Origin of the sequence: Klebsiella sp. 10 (genome assembly GCF_018223925.1) — a bacterium.
Taxonomy (GTDB): Bacteria; Pseudomonadota; Gammaproteobacteria; order Enterobacterales; family Enterobacteriaceae; genus Klebsiella; species Klebsiella pneumoniae.
On sequence record NZ_JAGRRB010000018.1, the window covers coordinates 292,800 to 310,944 of the forward strand.

14 protein-coding genes are annotated in these 18,145 nt (G+C 57.7%); 8 read left to right on the forward strand and 6 right to left on the reverse strand.

Annotated features, from left to right (window positions below; translation table 11 throughout):
- The first annotated feature begins 9 nt into the window (after positions 1–9).
- The 6 genes from KHQ26_RS21415 to KHQ26_RS21440 all read left to right on the forward strand — a co-directional run bounded on the left by KHQ26_RS21415 (position 10) and on the right by KHQ26_RS21440 (position 4,720).
- Positions 10–417: a mannose/fructose/sorbose PTS transporter subunit IIA gene (locus tag KHQ26_RS21415; RefSeq protein WP_009309461.1), complete on the forward strand. Its 408-nt coding sequence runs from the start codon at positions 10–12 to the stop codon at positions 415–417.
- A complete protein-coding gene (locus KHQ26_RS21420) occupies positions 417–911 on the forward strand; it encodes a mannose/fructose/sorbose PTS transporter subunit IIB (RefSeq protein WP_004151751.1) in 495 nt (164 codons plus the stop codon). The genes KHQ26_RS21415 and KHQ26_RS21420 overlap by 1 nt, the downstream gene beginning before the upstream one ends.
- Before the next feature lie 65 nt (positions 912–976).
- A complete protein-coding gene (locus KHQ26_RS21425) occupies positions 977–1,777 on the forward strand; it encodes a PTS mannose/fructose/sorbose transporter subunit IIC (protein WP_002884608.1) in 801 nt (266 codons plus the stop codon).
- Positions 1,778–1,788: 11 nt separating this feature from the next.
- Entirely contained in the window at positions 1,789–2,613 is an 825-nt protein-coding gene (locus KHQ26_RS21430) for a PTS system mannose/fructose/sorbose family transporter subunit IID (protein ID WP_020803743.1), read from the forward strand.
- Positions 2,614–2,685: 72 nt separating this feature from the next.
- Positions 2,686–3,918 (forward strand): L-sorbose 1-phosphate reductase, encoded by a 1,233-nt coding sequence (sorE, locus tag KHQ26_RS21435; RefSeq protein WP_002884587.1) that lies wholly within the window; start codon positions 2,686–2,688, stop codon positions 3,916–3,918.
- Positions 3,911–4,720 (forward strand): shikimate 5-dehydrogenase, encoded by an 810-nt coding sequence (locus tag KHQ26_RS21440; protein WP_020803742.1) that lies wholly within the window; start codon positions 3,911–3,913, stop codon positions 4,718–4,720. Before sorE ends, KHQ26_RS21440 begins: the two co-directional genes overlap by 8 nt.
- A gap of 89 nt (positions 4,721–4,809) precedes the next feature.
- On the opposite strand, the gene KHQ26_RS21445 is transcribed toward KHQ26_RS21440, so the two are convergent.
- Both KHQ26_RS21445 and metH read right to left on the reverse strand, forming a co-directional pair.
- Entirely contained in the window at positions 4,810–6,441 is a 1,632-nt protein-coding gene (locus tag KHQ26_RS21445; RefSeq protein ID WP_004177864.1) for a Na/Pi cotransporter family protein, read from the reverse strand.
- A 129-nt stretch (positions 6,442–6,570) separates the two neighbouring features.
- Positions 6,571–10,254, reverse strand: a complete 3,684-nt coding sequence (gene metH, locus KHQ26_RS21450; RefSeq protein WP_049123474.1) for a methionine synthase — start codon at positions 10,252–10,254, stop codon at positions 6,571–6,573.
- Between the two features lie 194 nt (positions 10,255–10,448).
- Here metH and iclR point away from each other — a divergent pair, with 194 nt between their 5' ends.
- A complete protein-coding gene (gene iclR / locus KHQ26_RS21455) occupies positions 10,449–11,279 on the forward strand; it encodes a glyoxylate bypass operon transcriptional repressor IclR (RefSeq protein ID WP_016946580.1) in 831 nt (276 codons plus the stop codon).
- Positions 11,280–11,329: 50 nt separating this feature from the next.
- On the opposite strand, the gene aceK is transcribed toward iclR, so the two are convergent.
- The 4 genes from aceK to metA form a co-directional block, all read right to left on the reverse strand.
- Entirely contained in the window at positions 11,330–13,114 is a 1,785-nt protein-coding gene (gene aceK, locus KHQ26_RS21460) for a bifunctional isocitrate dehydrogenase kinase/phosphatase (protein WP_002884575.1), read from the reverse strand.
- A gap of 102 nt (positions 13,115–13,216) precedes the next feature.
- Positions 13,217–14,521, reverse strand: a complete 1,305-nt coding sequence (gene aceA, locus KHQ26_RS21465) for an isocitrate lyase (protein ID WP_002884570.1) — start codon at positions 14,519–14,521, stop codon at positions 13,217–13,219.
- A 79-nt stretch (positions 14,522–14,600) separates the two neighbouring features.
- Complete coding sequence (gene aceB / locus KHQ26_RS21470) at positions 14,601–16,202, reverse strand: malate synthase A (protein WP_002884559.1); 1,602 nt, start codon at positions 16,200–16,202, stop codon at positions 14,601–14,603.
- Between the two features lie 260 nt (positions 16,203–16,462).
- Positions 16,463–17,392: a homoserine O-acetyltransferase MetA gene (gene metA, locus KHQ26_RS21475; protein WP_004146576.1), complete on the reverse strand. Its 930-nt coding sequence runs from the start codon at positions 17,390–17,392 to the stop codon at positions 16,463–16,465.
- A 156-nt stretch (positions 17,393–17,548) separates the two neighbouring features.
- Here metA and KHQ26_RS21480 point away from each other — a divergent pair, with 156 nt between their 5' ends.
- Positions 17,549–18,010 carry an acetyltransferase gene (locus KHQ26_RS21480; protein WP_004178258.1) on the forward strand — a complete coding sequence of 154 codons (462 nt, stop codon included), beginning with the start codon at positions 17,549–17,551 and terminating at the stop codon, positions 18,008–18,010.
- The last annotated feature ends 135 nt before the right edge of the window (positions 18,011–18,145 follow it).

An 18,145-nucleotide genomic window follows, 5' to 3' on the forward strand; every position in this document is an offset into this window, starting at 1 on the left:
GGAGGCAGTATGGTTCACGCTATCTTCTGCGCCCACGGCCAGCTGGCCGGGGCCATGCTTGATTCGGTATGCATGGTCTACGGCGAGGTTAACGTCAGCGCCGTCGCGTTTGTCCCCGGCGAAAACGCGGCGGATATCGCCATTAACCTGGAAAAGTTAGTAAGCGCCCACACCGATGAGGAGTGGGTAATCGCGGTAGATTTGCAGTGCGGAAGCCCATGGAATGCCGCAGCCGGGCTGGCAATGCGTCACCCGCAGATCCGGGTGATTAGCGGCCTGTCGCTGCCGCTGGCGCTCGAGCTGGTGGATAACCAGTATACCCTGAGCGCCGATGACTTATGCCAGCATCTGCAGGCCATCGCCAGTCAGTGCTGTGTGGTCTGGCAGCAGCCAGAAACCGTTGAGGAGGAGTTCTGATGCAAATTACCCTCGCCCGTATTGATGACCGACTGATTCATGGCCAGGTCACCACCGTGTGGTCAAAAGTCGCCAACGCCCAGCGGATAATTATCTGCAATGACGATGTATTTAACGATGAGGTTCGCCGGACCCTGTTGCGCCAGGCGGCTCCGCCAGGCATGAAGGTAAACGTTGTCAGTCTGGAAAAAGCGGTTGCGGTCTATCATAACCCGCAATATCAGGACGAGACCGTCTTTTATTTATTTACCAATCCACACGATGTTTTAACGATGGTGCGCCAGGGCGTGCAGATCGCCACGTTAAATATTGGTGGCATGGCCTGGCGACCCGGTAAAAAACAGCTAACCAAAGCCGTTTCTTTGGATCCGCAGGATATTCAGGCATTCCGTGAACTCGATAAACTGGGCGTAAAACTCGATTTACGCGTGGTCGCATCAGATCCGTCAGTCAATATTCTCGACAAAATTAACGAAACAGCTTTCTGCGAATAAAAAATAGCGCCTGTTGTGATATGCCGTAGCAGGCAGGATGACTCACACCTTAAAGGTCATAAATTATGGAAATTAGTACCCTACAGATAATAGCCATATTTATTTTTTCCTGTATTGCCGGAATGGGCAGCGTGCTGGATGAATTTCAGACCCATCGGCCCCTTATCGCCTGTACCGTGATTGGCCTCATCCTGGGCGATTTAAAAACCGGGGTTATGCTCGGCGGTACGCTGGAGCTGATCGCCCTCGGCTGGATGAACGTGGGGGCAGCGCAGTCGCCAGATTCGGCGCTGGCCAGCATTATCTCCGCCATTCTGGTGATTGTGGGCCACCAGAGCATTGCCACCGGTATCGCCATTGCTCTGCCGGTGGCCGCCGCCGGGCAGGTGCTGACCGTTTTCGCCCGTACCATTACCGTGGTGTTCCAGCACGCCGCGGACAAAGCGGCCGAGGAGGCGCGCTTTCGCACCATCGACCTGCTGCATGTCTCCGCGCTGGGGGTGCAGGCGCTGCGCGTGGCAATCCCGGCGCTGGTGGTCTCGCTGTTCGTTAGCGCGGATATGGTCAGCAGTATGCTCAGCGCGATCCCGGAATTCGTCACCCGCGGCCTGCAGATTGCCGGTGGTTTCATTGTCGTCGTGGGCTACGCGATGGTGCTGCGAATGATGGGCGTGAAATACCTGATGCCCTTCTTTTTCCTCGGTTTTCTCGCCGGGGGTTATCTCGACTTCAGCCTGCTGGCCTTCGGCGGCGTGGGCGTCATCATCGCGCTGATCTACATCCAGCTCAATCCACAGTGGCGTAAGGCTGAACCCGCCGCCTCCACTGCCCCCTCTGCCCCCGCCCTTGACCAGCTTGACGACTAATGGAGCCGAAAATGGAACAGAAAAAAATCACGCAAGGCGACCTGGTGAGCATGTTTCTCCGCTCCAACCTCCAGCAGGCCTCCTTTAACTTCGAACGTATTCATGGCCTGGGGTTTTGCTACGACATGATCCCGGCGATCAAACGCCTGTATCCGCTCAAAGCCGATCAGGTCGCGGCGCTGAAGCGTCATCTGGTGTTCTTTAATACCACGCCGGCGGTGTGTGGCCCGGTGATCGGCGTCACCGCCGCCATGGAGGAGGCCCGGGCTAACGGCGCGGCCATTGACGATGGCGCTATCAACGGCATCAAAGTGGGTCTGATGGGCCCGCTGGCCGGCGTCGGCGACCCGCTGGTCTGGGGCACGCTGCGGCCGATTACTGCGGCCCTTGGCGCCTCGCTGGCCCTCTCCGGCAACATTCTGGGACCTTTGTTATTTTTCTTTATTTTCAATGCAGTGCGGCTGGCAATGAAGTGGTACGGCCTGCAACTGGGCTTCCGTAAAGGGGTCAATATCGTCAGCGATATGGGCGGTAACCTGCTGCAGAAGCTGACTGAAGGCGCCTCCATTCTCGGCCTGTTTGTCATGGGGGTGCTGGTGACCAAATGGACCACCATCAATGTGCCGCTGGTGGTTTCCCAAACGCCCGGTGCAGACGGCGCCACCGTCACGATGACCGTCCAGAACATCCTCGATCAGCTCTGCCCCGGCCTGCTGGCGCTGGGCCTGACGCTACTGATGGTGCGTCTGCTGAACAAGAAAGTGAATCCGGTCTGGCTGATTTTCGCCCTTTTCGGCTTAGGCATTATCGGCAACGCCCTCGGCTTTATGTCCTGATTATTCCGCCCCGGCGATGCCGGGGTGACGTCAACAACATAGCCCCGAAAGATGAAGGGGATGAGGTGGTTTATGCAAACAACAACGGCCCTGCGCCTGTATGGCAAACGAGACCTGCGCCTGGAAACCTTTACCCTCCCGGCGATGCAGGACGATGAGATCCTCGCCCGGGTGGTCACGGACAGCCTGTGTCTTTCCTCATGGAAAGAGGCCAATCAGGGTGCCGATCATAAAAAGGTGCCAGATGATGTGGCCACCAGGCCCATTATTATCGGTCATGAATTCTGCGGCGAAATCCTTGCCGTCGGTAAAAAGTGGCAGCATAAGTTTCAGCCAGGGCAGCGCTACGTGATCCAGGCCAACCTGCAGTTGCCCGACCGACCCGACTGCCCCGGCTACTCATTCCCATGGATCGGTGGCGAAGCCACCCATGTGGTGATCCCCAATGAGGTGATGGCGCAGGATTGCCTGCTCACCTGGGAGGGGGATACCTGGTTTGAAGGATCGCTGGTGGAGCCGCTCTCCTGCGTCATTGGCGCTTTCAACGCCAATTATCATCTGCAGGAGGGGAGTTACAACCACGTGATGGGGATCCGTCCTCAGGGACACACTCTGATCCTGGGCGGGACGGGGCCGATGGGGCTGCTGGCTATCGACTATGCGCTGCACGGCCCCATCAATCCTTCACTACTGGTAGTGACCGATACCAATAAGCCGAAGCTCAGCTACGCCCGCCGTCATTACCCCTCTGAGCCGCAGACGCTGATCCACTACCTCGACGGCCATGAGGCCAGTCGCGATACGCTGCTGGCGCTCAGCGGCGGCCATGGCTTCGACGATATCTTCGTGTTTGTGCCAAACGAACAGCTGATCACCCTGGCCTCCTCGTTGCTGGCTCCGGACGGCTGCCTGAACTTCTTTGCTGGCCCCCAGGATAAGCAATTCAGCGCCCCGATCAACTTCTACGACGTGCACTACGCCTTCACCCACTACGTCGGCACCTCCGGCGGTAATACTGACGATATGCGCGCCGCGGTGGCGCTGATGCAGGCGAAAAAGGTCCAGACGGCGAAAGTGGTCACCCATATTCTCGGCCTGAACGCCGCGGGCGAAACCACCCTCGATCTGCCTGCCGTCGGCGGGGGAAAAAAGCTGGTGTATACCGGAAAAGCCTTCCCGCTCACGCCGCTGGGCGAGATCGCCGATCCCGAACTGGCAGCGATTGTGGCGCGTCACCATGGGATCTGGTCCCAGGAGGCTGAAGCGTATCTGCTGGCCCACGCGGAGGATATTACGCATGATTAACCGCGATACGCTGCTGTGCATCTCCCTGGCGGGTCGCCCCGGCAACTTCGGCACCCGCTTTCATAACTATCTGTATGACAAGCTGGGATTGAACTACCTCTACAAAGCCTTTACGACTAAGGATATTGAGGCGGCGGTAAAAGGGGTTCGCGCATTGGGTATCCGCGGCTGTGCGGTCTCCATGCCGTTTAAAGAGAGCTGCATACCGTTTCTTGACGCGATCGATCCGTCAGCAAAAGTCATCGACTCCGTCAACACCATCGTCAACGACGACGGGAAGTTAACCGGGCTAAACACCGATTACATCGCGGTCAAAAGCCTGATCGCCAGCCATCGGCTCGATACCAACGCCAGAGTGATGATTCAGGGTAGCGGCGGCATGGGGAAAGCCGTCATTGCCGCCTTCCGTGATGCCGGTTTCCGCGACGTGATCATTGCGGCCCGCAATCGCCAGCGCGGCCTGGCGCTGGCAAAACAGTATGGCTTTCAGTGGCAGCCCCTGCCCGAAGGGATCGCAGCCGAGATTCTGGTCAATGTCACACCGCTGGGCATGGCGGGGGGAGCGGAAAGCAACACGCTGGCGTTCAGCGAGGCCATGGTGGCCCAGGCCAGCGTCGTGTTTGACGTGGTCGCGTTGCCGGCGGAAACTCCGCTGATCCGCCTGGCGCAACAACGGGGTAAGCAAACCATCAGCGGTGCGGAAGTTATTGCCCTGCAAGCCGTCGAGCAGTTCGCCCTTTATACCGGCGTACGGCCGGATAATGCGCTGGTGGCAGAAGCCTCGGCGTTTGCCAGAAGCTAGTGTCTCCCTCCCGGGAAAGGCGTCAGCCACCTCCCGGGAGGGCTATCGCGCCACAAAAGAAGCGACATAAACGGGGAAAATAACCCGTCTTAGTAGTCATCCCGTTCGTCGTCTTCATCCGGCTGCTCCATCACGCTGTAGGCCACCGAGCAGAACAGGCTGTTCAGACGCTTCATATCCCCCAGCAGCGCCAGGTGCAACGTACTGGTTTCGATGCTCTGCACGTTCTGCTGATGCAGACGGTCAACGTGCGCATGCGAGTAGCGGCGGTTAAGAATGCGGAACCGGTGTTTGCTGCGCCGCAGGCGGCGGGCGCTGGGCACATCGCTGGAGAAGAAGACCGACATCGCCAGCTGCAGGTTGCTGAGCAGCAGATCGTACAGGGCGTCCAGCTCCTTTAACCCTTCTACCGAGAAGGCGCGCCGCGCCGCCAGCGATTTATCGGCGATCTCGCTGCCCATTCGCTCGACGATATCGGACGCCTGTTCGAGGTTTAACGACATCTCAATAATTTCCGCCCAGCGCCGGGATTCCTCTTCCGCCAGCTCATCCTTTGGCATTCGCGCCAGATAGAGCTTAATAGCGGTGTAAAGTACGTTGATATCATCCGCCATACGGCGCAGCTCTTTCTCCTGACGCGGTTCGCCATGCATCACCTTGTGCAGGCTCTCCAGCATCTGCTCCATCGCGTCACCAATGCGCAGCGTCTCGCGCGCGGCATTGGCCAGCGCCAGCGCCGGGGTGTCCAGCGCCGACGGGTCGAGATGCTTGGGTTTGAGATGGTTATCCAGCTCGGGCTCATCGCGGATCAGACGCTGGCACAGCTTCGCCATCGGTCCGGCAAAGGGCACCATCGCGATGCAGCGCAGCAGGTTGTAAAAGACGTGGAAGTAGATAACCAGCTCGGACTCGGCCAACGGCAGCTTGTGCATCGCCGCGGCCAGCGGATGGACGAACGGCAGAATAATCAGGCTCCCCACCAGCTTAAACAGCAGGCTGCCCAGCGCCACCCGGCGCGCCGCCGCGTTCGCCGCGCTGTTGTTAAGCATCGCCAGCAGCCCCGATCCCAGGTTGGCGCCAATCACCAGACACAGCGCCACCGGGAAAGAGATCGCTCCCGCCGCGGTCAGCGTCGCCGTTAACAGCACCGCCGCCAGGCTGGAGTAGCTAATGATTGCAAATACGGCGCCAATCAAGGCATCCAGCATGATATCGCCGGTCAGCGAGGCGAAAATCACCTGCACACCGTTCGCCTGGGTTATGGGGTGTACGGCCTGGACAATCAGCTCGAGGGCCAACAGGATCAGCCCCAGACCAATCCCCACCCGTCCAAGCTGCCCGGCGCGGGTCTGCTTGCGGCCGAGGAAGAAAATCACCCCGATAAATATCAACAACGGCGACAGCCACGACAGGTCGAAGGTCAACACCCTCGCCATCAGCGCCGTCCCGACGTCGGCCCCCAGCACCATCACCAGCGCTGGCATCAGACCCACTAAATCCTGGGCGACAAATGAGGTCACCAGCATGGTGGTGGCGTTACTGCTTTGCACCAGCGCAGTCACGCCAAGACCCGCGCAGAAGGCGAGCGGCTTTTTCTCTACGCTGCTACTGAGAACGGTACGCAGGCGAGCGCCATAGACGCGCATCACCCCGGTACGCACGATATGCGTGCCCCACACCAGCAGAGCAACCGCGGACAACAGGTGTAGCAGAGTTAACACGGAATCAGCTTCTCCTTATCGTTATAGGTTTTCCGAAGTTCAGGAACCTATCTCAGTATAAGGGGTTAACCTCAATAAAGAGACAAGGCGCTCACAGAGCGCCTTGTTTGTTGTAAGGAAAGATGACGACTAGTCCGCATCATAGCCCAGATTAGGCGCTAACCAGCGCTCAACCTCCGCCGGCGTCATTCCTTTACGCAGCGCGTAATCTTCGACCTGATCGCGCTGGATCTGCGCCACGGCGAAGTACTTGCTATCCGGATGGCTGAAGTACCAGCCGGAAACCGATGCGCCCGGCCACATGGCGAACGATTCGGTGAGCTTCATGCCGGTATGGGCTTCGACGTCCAGTAGCTGCCAGATGGTCCCCTTTTCGGTGTGCTCCGGACAGGCCGGATATCCCGGCGCCGGTCGGATCCCCTGGTAGTTCTCGCGAATAAGCTCCTCATTGCTGAGGTTCTCATTGGCCGCATATCCCCAGTAAACCTTGCGCACTTTCTCATGCAGATACTCGGCAAAGGCCTCCGCCAGGCGATCGGCGATGGCCTTGATCATGATCTTGTTATAGTCATCATGCTGCGCTTCATAGGCATCCGCCAGCGCGTCCTCTTCCAGGCCGCCGGTCACGGCGAAGGCGCCGATGTAGTCCGCCTTGCCGCTCAGCTTCGGCGCGACAAAATCGGCGAGGCAGTAGTTGGCGAAGCCAACCTTCTCCGTCTGCTGGCGCAGATGATGGCTCACCGTCAGCACGTGGGTGCGGGTTTCATCGCGATAGATTTCAATATCGTCGCCCACGCGGTTGGCCGGGAACAGACCCACCACGCCGCGCGGGTTCAGGGTTTTCTCTGCGCTCAGCTTATCCAGCAGCTCGTTAGCATCTTTGAACAGGCGCTGCGCCTCTTCCCCTACCACTTCATCTTCCAGAATGCGCGGATATTTACCCGCCAGCGACCAGGTCATGAAGAACGGCGTCCAGTCGATGTAGTTGCGCAGAGTCTCGATACTGGCTTCCACCGTCTGTACTCCCAGACGATGAGCCACCGGCGGCGTGTAGCTCTCCCAGTCAAAGGCCAGATCGTTTTCCCGCGCGGCGGCAAGGGTCACCGGCGGCGTACGCGGTTTTTTACGCCCATGCTGGATACGCACCGTTTCATACTCTTTGCGCGTGCGGGCGACAAACTCGTCGCGCTGCGTGTCCGAGAGCAGCGCAGACACCACGCCGACGGTGCGCGAGGCGTTCTGTACGTAAACGGTCGGGCCGCTGTAGTTCTGCTCGATTTTCACCGCCGTATGCGCTTTCGAGGTGGTCGCGCCGCCTATCAGCAGCGGGATGGTAAAGCCCTGGCGCTCCATCTCTTTCGCCACATTAACCATCTCGTCCAGCGATGGGGTAATCAGCCCGGAAAGGCCAATTAGATCCGCGTTTACCTCTTTGGCCGTTTTGAGAATTTTATCCGCCGGGACCATCACGCCAAGATCGATGATTTCGTAGTTATTGCACTGCAGCACCACGCCGACGATGTTTTTGCCAATGTCATGAACGTCGCCTTTTACCGTGGCAATCACCATTTTGCCGTTACTGGAGCCCTGCTCTTTACTGGCTTCAATAAACGGCTCAAGGTAGGCCACCGCCTGTTTCATTACACGGGCGGATTTCACCACCTGCGGCAGGAACATTTTGCCTTCGCCGAACAGATCGCCGACCACGTTCATGCCGTCCATCAGCGGCCCTTCAATGACCTCAATCGGGCGGGCGGCCTGCTGACGCGCTTCTTCGGTGTCCTGTTCGATAAATTCGGTAATGCCCTTCACCAGCGAATATTCGAGGCGTTTTTTCACTTCCCAGGTGCGCCACTCCGCCTGCTGGGCATTCGCGCCGTCGTCCGCTTTGCTGCCGCGATATTTTTCCGCCAGCTCAAGTAACCGTTCGGTACTGTCATCGCGGCGGTTGAGGATCACGTCTTCGACCGCGTCGCGCAGCTCGCCCGGGAGGTCATCATAGATGGCCAGCTGACCGGCGTTGACGATCCCCATGTCCATGCCGTTGCGGATCGCGTAGTAGAGGAATACGGAGTGGATCGCCTCACGTACCGGGTCATTACCGCGGAAGGAGAAGGAGACGTTGGAGACCCCGCCGGAGATTAGCGCATGCGGCAGCTCGCGTTTGATGTCTTCGCAGGCGCCGATAAAGTCCTGTGCGTAGTTGTTATGCTCTTCGATACCGGTGGCGACGGCAAAGATATTGGGGTCGAAGATAATATCTTCCGGCGGGAAGCCGACCTCTTCGGTGAGGATTTTGTAGGCGCGACGGCAAATCTCAATTTTACGTTCGCGGGTGTCGGCCTGACCAACCTCGTCGAAAGCCATCACCACCACCGCGGCGCCGTAGCGGCGAACCAGTTTCGCATGGTGGATAAAGGATTCGACGCCCTCTTTCATCGAAATCGAGTTAACGATGCCTTTGCCCTGAATACATTTCAGGCCCTTTTCAATGACTTCCCACTTGGAGGAGTCAATCATGATCGGCACGCGGGCAATGTCCGGCTCGCCGGCAATCAGGTTAAGGAAACGCACCATCGCCGCTTCCGCGTCGAGCATCCCCTCGTCCATGTTGATATCGATAATCTGCGCGCCGCTTTCCACCTGCTGACGCGCAACGTCCAGCGCTTCGCTGTACTTCTCTTCTTTAATCAGCCGCTTAAATTTCGCCGAGCCGGTGACGTTAGTTCGTTCACCGACGTTAACGAACAGGCTATCGTCGCCGATATTCAACGGCTCCAGGCCGGCGAGGCGGCAGGCCACCGCAATTTCCGGCAACTGACGCGGCGGCAGGCCCGCTACCGCCCGGCTCATGGCGGCGATATGCTCCGGGGTGGTACCGCAGCAGCCGCCAACGATATTGAGGAAACCGGCTTCCGCCCATTCGCGAATTTGCGTCGCCATGGTGTCGGCGTCCAGATCGTATTCGCCGAAGGCGTTGGGCAGGCCGGCGTTCGGGTGCGCGGTGACGTAGCATTCGGCAATGCGCGACAGCTCCTGGACGTACTGCCGCAGCTCGTCCGGCCCGAGGGCGCAGTTCAGACCAAACGATAAGGCTTCGGCGTGACGCAGCGAGTTATAAAAGGCTTCGGTGGTCTGTCCGGAAAGCGTGCGGCCAGAGGCATCGGTAATGGTCCCGGAGATCATCAGCGGCAGGTCAACGCCTAACGCCTCCAGCTCCTCTTTCACCGCATAGATAGCCGCTTTAGCGTTCAGGGTGTCAAATACCGTTTCAATCAGGATCAGATCCACGCCACCTTCCACCAGCGCCCGGGTGGATTCGCGATAGGCGGCCACCAGCTGGTCAAAGGTAATATTACGGAACGCCGGATCGTTCACATCAGGCGAAATAGAAGCGGTGCGGTTGGTCGGGCCAAGCACGCCCGCGACATAGCGCGGCTTTTCCGGCGTGCGGGCCGTCCAGGCGTCGGCGCTGGCGCGGGCCAGCTTCGCCGCGGCAAAGTTGATCTCGGCCGACAGGGATTCCATCTGGTAATCCGCCATCGCGATGGTCGTCGAGTTAAAGGTGTTGGTCTCAATGATATCCGCGCCGGCCTCGAAATAGGCGTCGTGGATCTCGCGGATCACTTCGGGTTTGCTGAGCACCAGCAGGTCGTTGTTGCCTTTCAGGTCGCACGGCCAGTCAGCAAAGCGCTCACCGCGAAAGTCCTGCTCACTCAGACGATAGCCCTGGATCATGGTGCCCATGCCCCCATCCAGAACCAGAATACGTTCTTTTAACTGCTGATGCAGTTGCTCAACTTTGCTGCTCACACTTGCTCCCGACAACGCTCGACTCAGGCCAAATAGCCAACAAACCATACTGGCATAAACCACCGGAGCGGAAAAGACAACAACGGGCAATATGAGACATGTTCAGCTTCACTCCTCCGATGAGTCCGGTTGTGATTGCATTATTGCCAAATAAAACGAAAATTATTTCCACGATACAGAAAAAGGAGTTCGCGATGGCCACAACCCCCATTCCCGCGAAACGCGGCAGAAAACCCGCGGCTGCCACTGCCCAGCAGGCTGGCGGTCAGGTTCAGTCGCTGACCCGCGGCCTGAAATTACTCGAATGGATTGCCGAGTCCCACAGCAGCGTCGCGCTGACCGAACTGGCGCAGCAGGCGGGTCTGCCCAACTCCACGACTCACCGTCTGCTGACCACCATGCAACAGCTGGGCTTCGTCCGCCAGGTTGGCGAGCTGGGTCACTGGGCCGTCGGGGCGCATGCTTTCGTGGTCGGCAGCAGCTTTCTACAAAGCCGCAATCTGCTGGCCATTGTCCACCCGATCCTGCGCCAGCTAATGGAAGATTCCGGTGAAACGGTGAATCTGGCGGTGCTCGACCAGAGCGACCACCAGGCGATCATTATCGATCAGGTGCAGTGCACCCAGCTGATGCGGATGTCGGCGCCAATCGGCGGTAAACTGCCGATGCACGCTTCCGGCGCCGGGAAGGCGTTTCTCTCGCAATTGAGCGAAGAGCAGGTCACCAGTCTGCTGCACCGTAAAGGGCTGCATGCCTATACGCATGCCACGCTGGTCTCCCCGCTGCATCTGAAGGAAGATTTAGCCCAGACCCGCAAGCGGGGCTACTCTTTCGATGATGAGGAGCACGCGCTCGGCCTGCGCTGCGTCGCCGCCTGCATTTACGATGAACATCGCGAACCGTTCGCGGCAATCTCCATCTCAGGCCCCATCTCGCGTATGACCGATGATCGGGTGACTGAGCTGGGCGCGCTGGTGATCAAGGCGGCGAAGGAAGTGACGCTGGCGTATGGCGGGGTTAAATAAAAAAATGCCCCAGAAGGGCATTTTAAGTAGGCCTGATAAGCGTAGCGCCATCAGGCAGATCGGCGCACCTTGCCGGATGGCGGCGTAAACGCCTTATCCGGTCTACTGTCGGCGCCATAGCGCACGCTAAAACGCTGCTTGCGCCGGTAGGCGTAGACATCTTCCACATGGCCGTTTTTAATCCGCATCTGCAGTGCGCGCCAGTAGTCGGCGCGCAGCAGGTCGGCATGCATCTCTTCAAACAGTGGCCCAATGCGCGGGTCGGCGCACAGCCAGTGGCGGAACTCCTCCGGAAACACATCGCCAGGCGAAACGCTGTACCACGGCTCGCTGGCCAGCTCATCCTCCGGATAGCGCGGCGGCGGGATCTCGCGAAAATTCACTTCCGTCATATAGCAGATTTCATCATAGTCGTAGAACACCACCCGGCCATGGCGGGTGACGCCGAAGTTTTTAAATAACATATCGCCGGGAAAGATGTTGGCGGCGGCCAGCTGGCGGATAGCATTGCCATACTCTTCTACCGCATCACGCAATGCCTGGCCGTTAACCTGCTCCAGCCACAGGTTGAGCGGCACCATTCGCCGTTCAATATAGAGATGGCTGATGACTATGCGGTCGCCGAGATCGGTGAGTTTGTTCCCCGCTTCCGCCTGCAGCAGCGCCAGCAGCGCCGGCGCGATTTGCCGTTTATCCAGCACGAAATTTTCAAACTCCTGGGTGTCCGCCATCCGCCCGACGCGGTCATGCTCCTTTACCAGCTGATAGCAAGCCCGCACATGGGCGGCGGTCATCTCTTTCTGCGGCGCGAAGCGGTCCTTGATCACCTTAAACACCCGGTCAAAGCCCGGCAGGGTAAACACCAGCATCACCATCCCGCGAATACCCGGCGCTTCAATAAACTGCTCATCGCAGCGAGTAATGTAGTGTAGATATTCGCGATAGCTTTCGGTTTTGGCATGCTTCTGACAGCCAATCGCCATGTACAGCTCGGCCGTCGTTTTACCCGGCAAGATCTCGCGCAGCCATTCCACCAGGGCGCCGGGCAACGGCGCATAAACCATAAAATAGGAACGCGCGAAGCCAAAAACGATACTCGCTTCGGCATGGGTTGTGAGGCAGGTGTCAACAAACAGCTCACCCTCTTCGCTGCGGTGGATCGGCAGCAAAAAAGGCAGCGTCGCCATCGGCATGACCAGTTTGCCCACCAGCCAGGCGGCTTTATTGCGGTAGAACAGCTCATTGGCGACCTGCAGATGACAGGTGGCGAGCAGTTCCTCCCCCAGCGCCTCCTGCAGACTGGCAATGATATAGCCGATATCCCGCGCTTTGTTTTGCCACGGTAGCCGCAGCGGCAGATCGGACAGTACTTTACCCAGCAGGTGCGACCAACCGCGTTCCGGAAAGAAATCTTTCGCCAGCGGTCGCGGGAGGGTACGAAAGGGTCGCTCGGGCTGCGAGCTGAAAATAAAGAGCCGCTCGGGGGTCAGCGAGCGGTGGTCAAACAGGCGGCAATAGACCGAATTGAAAAAGCTCTCAGCAATTTCAAAGCGAGGGTAATCCGGTAAAAGTTGGGTGTACTGCTGTTTCACCCGCAGAAGAAAATCGACGTCGGTGCTTTTCCCTTCGGTGATGCAGCGCAGCTGCTCTACTACCAGGCCCACGTGGTGATCGTAGAGATGGATCCGCTGCTTCATCGCCTGCTGCACGGCGTGCCAGTCAGCCTGTTCAAAGCGCTGCTGCGCGCCGGAAGTGACTTCAAGAAAACGCCCATACTGCGCGTCAAATCCCTGCAATATCGTTTGGGCAATCAGTAATTCCAGACCACGCGTCATCGCTTTCCCCCATCCGGCGCCACGTCATGCCGGATGGCGCGCTCGCTTATCCGGCCTGCGTCCTCTTGCAGGCCCGGTCAGCGTCGCGCCACCGGGCATGGCTTAAAACTGCTCTTCTTCGGTCGAGCCGGTCAGCGCCGTTACCGACGAGGTACCGCCCTGGATAATGGTGGTGACCTTGTCGAAGTAGCCGGTGCCCACCTCCTGCTGATGCGAGACGAAGGTGTAGCCTTCCGGCCCGGCGGCGAATTCCGGCTGCTGCACTTTCTCAACATAGTGGCGCATCCCCTCACCCTGAGCGTAGGCATGGGCGAGGTCGAACATGTTGAACCACATGCTGTGGATCCCCGCGAGGGTAATAAACTGGTATTTGTATCCCATGTCCGACAGCTGCTGCTGGAAGCTGGCGATGGTTTTATCATCAAGATTTTTCTTCCAGTTAAACGACGGCGAGCAGTTATAGGCCAGCAGTTTGCCCGGGAAACGCGCATGGATAGCCTCGGCAAAGCGGCGCGCCTGCTCGAGATCCGGTTTCGACGTTTCACACCACACCAGATCCGCATACGGCGCGTAGGCCAGCCCGCGGCTGATCGCCTGCTCGATCCCGGCGTGGGTGCGGAAGAACCCTTCGCTGGTGCGATCCCCGGTAATAAACTCACGATCGTACGGATCGCAGTCTGAGGTAATTAAATCCGCGGCGTCGGCATCGGTACGGGCGATGACCAGCGTCGGGACCCCCATCACGTCGGCCGCCAGACGCGCCGCCACCAGCTTCTGAATCGCCTCCTGAGTCGGAACCAGCACTTTACCGCCCATATGGCCGCACTTCTTCACCGATGCCAGCTGATCTTCGAAGTGAACAGCCGCTGCACCGGCTTCAATCATCGATTTCATCAGCTCAAAGGCGTTCAGGACGCCGCCAAAACCGGCCTCCGCATCCGCCACGATCGGCAGGAAGTAGTCGATAAAGCGCGGATCGTTCGGTTCAATTCCCGCTGACCACTGGATCTGATCGGCGCGGCGGAAGGTGTTGTTGATCCGATCCACCACCGCCGGTACCGAGTTGGCCGGATACAGCGATTGATCCGGATACATGCTGGACGCCAGGTTAGCATCCGCCGCCACCTGCCAGCCGGAGAGATAAATGGCTTCGATACCGGCCTTCGCCTGCTGCAAGGCCTGGCCGCCGGTCAGCGCGCCGAGACTGTTGACGTACCCTTTTTTCGCCTCCCCGTGCAGCAGACGCCACAGTTTCGCCGCGCCAAGCTGCGCCAGCGTGCATTCCGGATTCACCGAGCCGCGTAACTTCACCACCTCTTCCGCGCTGTAGGGACGGGTAATGCCTTCCCAGCGCGGGTTCGTCCATTCTTTGTTTAATTCTTCGATTTGTTGGGTACGGGTTTTCATGTGCAGATGCTCCATATAATTTCCTGGCTCCCCAGGCTCATAGGTGAAGGACTAAATGGCGAACCACACCATCTGGCGATTAGGCCAGCAGGCGGTAGCCCGGCAATGTCAGAAAATCAATTAGCTCGTCGGAGGTGGTGATCTGCTCCATCAGTCGCGCCGCATCGTCAAAGCGGCCGTGGCTGAAGCGGTGCTCTCCCAGCTCCTCCTGAATCACCATCAGCTCTTCCGCCAGCCACTGGCGGAACAGCGCCTTAGTGACTGGGGTACCGTCGTTCAGGGTTTTCTGATGATGGATCCACTGCCAGATAGAGGTGCGCGAGATCTCGGCCGTTGCGGCGTCTTCCATCAGGCCATAAATCGGTACGCAGCCGTTGCCGGAGATCCACGCTTCGATGTACTGCACCGCCACGCGAATGTTGGCGCGCATTCCGGCTTCCGTGCGTTCGCCCTCGCAGGGAGCCAGCAGTTGTTCAGCGGTAATTGGCGCATCCTCGCTCCGGGTGACCGAGAGCTGATTCGGCTTATCGCCCAGCACGCGGTCAAACACCGCCATGGCGGTATCCGCCAGGCCCGGGTGGGCGATCCAGGTCCCATCGTGACCGTTGTTGGCCTCCAGCTCTTTATCGGCGGTGACTTTACTCAGCACCTGGCGGTTACGTTCGGTATCTTTGCTCGGGATAAACGCCGCCATACCACCCATCGCAAACGCGCCGCGTTTGTGGCAGGTCTTAATCAACAAGCGTGAGTAGGCGCTGAGGAAGGGTTTATCCATCGTCACCACCTGCCGGTCCGGCAGTACGCGATCCGGATGGTTTTTCAGCGTCTTGATATAGCTGAAGATGTAATCCCAGCGGCCGCAGTTCAGGCCAACAATATGGTCGCGCAGCGCATGCAGGATCTCATCCATCTGGAACACCGCTGGCAGCGTCTCAATCAGCAGCGTGGCCTTGATGGTGCCGCGCGGCAGGTCAAAGCGATCTTCCGTAAAACTGAAGACATCGTTCCACCATGCCGCCTCCTGCCAGGCCTGTGTTTTTGGCAGATAGAAGTAGGGACCACTTCCTTTCGCCAGCAGCGCCTGGTAGTTATGAAAGAAATAGAGCGCAAAATCGAACAGGCTCCCGGGGATGGCCTCATTACGCCAGGTCACATGCTTTTCCGGCAGATGCAGGCCGCGCACACGGCATACCAGCACAGCGGGATTGGGCTGCAACTGATAGATTTTGCCGGCCTCGTTGGTGTAGCTGATGGTTCCGTTCACGGCATCGCGCAGGTTGATTTGACCATCAATGACTTTGCGCCAGTCAGGCGCCAGCGAATCCTCAAAGTCCGCCATAAAGACTTTGACGTTGGCATTCAGCGCGTTAATGACCATCTTGCGCTCGACGGGGCCGGTGATTTCCACGCGGCGATCCTGCAAATCAGCCGGGATACCGCGAATAGTCCAGTCGCCATTTCTAATGGAAGCAGTTTCCGAAATAAAATCCGGAAGCTGCCCGTCGTCAATAGCCTGCTGTTGCTGCAAACGCGCGGCCAGCAGCTTATTGCGCGCCGGCGTAAAGCGGCTCACCAGTTCCGTCAGAAATTCTACCGCCTCAGGCGTTAAGATCTGCTTCTCCTGCTCGCCATAGGGCTGACTAAAGGCCAGTTCATCGGTGATTGTCGCCTGCTGCGTCATTGTGCTGCTCCTCTTGGTTGATCCGCTGGAAGCGAGCGAAAGATCGTTGTGCAGTTTTCGCTCAGCACAATTAAGACTACTCAATTAATTTCCAAAATCAAAAACAATTTCCATTTTAATTTTAAATTATCATTAACACATTGATAACAATGAAATTAAAGTTATCATCGTGTATGAAGTGAATTTCGGAAATAAAAAAGGCACCCGAAGGTGCCAGAGGCAAAATGCTGAAACGCTTTAGGATCGTCTCACATAGAGTATTATTCCAGCGTCGGATTCATATGACGCAGATCGTATGGCGTAATCTGGTAGACGTAATAGTTAAGCCAGTTAGCGAACAGCAGATTGCCGTGGCTGCGCCAGGTGGCGCGCGGTTTGTTCTGCGGGTCGTTTTGTGGGAAATAGTTATGAGGTATCTCAGGGTTCAAACCGGCTTCCACATCGCGGAAATATTCACTTGCCAGGGTATTGGCATCGTACTCCGGGTGGCCGGTGACAAAGGCGATGCGCTTATCTTTACTGGCGAACAAATACGCATCGCCCTCTTCCGTCTCCGCGAGGATCTCAAGATCGGTATAGTCGCGAATAAGTCCGGCCGGAAAATCAGCATAGCGTGAGTGCGGGGCCAGGAAAGAGTCGTCGAAACCGCGGGTCAGTAAGGCGTGCGGATGAAGAATATGGTGTTCATAGACGCCGGAAATCTTTTCGGCGCGGGTCTGCTTGGGAATGCCGTACAGAATGTTCAGCGCGGCCTGAACCGCCCAACAGACGAACAGCGTCGAAGTGACGTGATCCTTGGCCCACTCCAGTACCTGTTTGATCTGCGGCCAGTAAGCAACATCGTTAAACTCAACCAGGCCTAAAGGAGCCCCGGTAACAATCAGGCCGTCAAAGTTCTGATCGCAGATCTCATCGAAATTACAGTAAAAGTTATTCAGATGCTCCGCAGGGGTATTACGCGACTCGCGCGCATCGATACGCAATAACTGGATATCCACCTGCAGCGGAGAGTTTGATAGCAGACGCAGGAACTGATTTTCCGTCTCGATTTTCTTCGGCATCAGGTTGAGGATTAACACCTTCAGGGGGCGGATTTCCTGAGTCGTTGCACGTGTTGTCGTCATTACGAAGACGTTTTCATTGCGCAAGAAATTGACGGCTGGCAGCTCGTCCTGCACCCGAATTGGCATAACTGTATTACCTCATAGCATACGTATAAACGTTTAGACATCCAGATAGCTGAAGATAACCAGGAATCGGGTGAATGTCGAGTCTGCATGTTCACGGTGAGAAAATTTCACGGCGCTTGTTGAGTTAGAATATAAGAATGTAGAAAAGGAGAAAGTATGGTTATTAACATCCGCCGTTCCCGGCCTGATGAAGGGGATAAACTGACTGCGATCTGGTGTCGGTCGGTCGACGCCACGCATGATTTTCTGACAAAAGCGTATCGAAAGGAGCTGGAGGAGATGGTACGCGCATTTTTACCGGAGGCTCCGCTGTGGGTGGCGGTTAATACGGAAGACCAGCCGATCGCCTTTATGCTGCTGACCGGAGATCATATGGATGCGCTGTTCGTCGATCCGGATGTCCGCGGCTGTGGCGTGGGGAAGTTGCTGATTGAGCATGCGCTGTCGTTAACGCCGAAGCTGACGACCAATGTAAATGAGCAGAATGAACAAGCGGTCGGGTTTTATCAGAAGATGGGTTTTAGGGTGACAGGGCGCTCTGAAACGGACGATCTGGGGCAACCGTATCCGTTATTGAATTTGATGTATGAGCAGCAGGCTGAAGCAGACTACGATTGACGTCGGTAACTTTGCGGCATTGATGTCCCCTCGGCCAGCAGGTGGCCGAGGATCTGTAGCCCCGGTAAGCGCAGCGCCACCGGGGGAGATATACCCCACACAGCAAAAAAACCCGCACCTTTCGGGACGGGGTTC